This window comes from Tepidimonas sp. (assembly GCF_046292505.1).
In the GTDB taxonomy this organism is placed as follows: domain Bacteria; phylum Pseudomonadota; class Gammaproteobacteria; order Burkholderiales; family Burkholderiaceae_C; genus Tepidimonas.
The window spans coordinates 1-698 of the sequence record NZ_JBKBQX010000188.1 but is presented as its reverse complement, the minus strand read 5'-3'; the positions used below and the strand labels follow the sequence as shown (position 1 = coordinate 698).

Here is a 698-nt window from a genome sequence, read left to right as displayed (position 1 = left end):
CGCAGCGCATCGTCAGCCTGCTGCCGTCGCTGTCGGAGGCGGTGTTCGAGCTCGGCCGCTGCGAGCGGCTGGTGGGGGTGGACCGCTACACCAACTGGCCGCCGGCGCTGGCGGGCGTGCCGCGCGTCGGCGGCGGGCTGGACCCCAACATCGAGGCGATCGTGGCGCTGCGGCCCGACGTGGTGCTGGCGGCCACCTCCTCGCGGGCGATCGAGCGGCTGCGCGCGCTGGGGCTCAAGGTGGTGGCGCTGGAGCCGCGCACGCACCAGGACGTGCAGCGCGTGCTGCTGACGCTGGGCGCGCTGCTGGAGGTACCGGATGCGGCGCGCGTCTGGCGCGCGATCGACGCGGCGGTGGGGGCGGCGGCGCAGTCGCTGCCGCCGGCGGCGCGCGGGCTGCGCGTCTACGTCGAGGTCAGCCCCGGCCCGTATGCGGCGGGGGAGGCGTCGTTCATCGGCCAGACGCTGCAGCGCCTGGGCGCGCGCAACGTGGTGCCGGCTGCGCTCGGGCCCTTTCCGAAGCTGAACCCGGAGTTCGTCGTGCGCGCCGACCCGGACGTGATCCTGGTGAGCAGCCGCGCGGCGGGGGCGCTGGCGCAGCGGCCCGGCTGGGCGCGGCTGCGCGCGGTGCGGCAGGGGCGGGTGTGTGCGTTCGATGCGGCACAGTCCGACGTGCTGGTGCGCCCCGGACCGCGCATG

The 698-nt window shown here is 76.9% G+C and carries 1 protein-coding gene; it reads left to right on the top strand.

Going from position 1 to position 698, the window contains the following annotated elements; all coding sequences use genetic code 11:
• On the top strand, nucleotides 1-698 hold a 698-nt coding region (locus tag ACK4TH_RS12645; protein ID WP_409626954.1), incomplete at both ends, for an ABC transporter substrate-binding protein.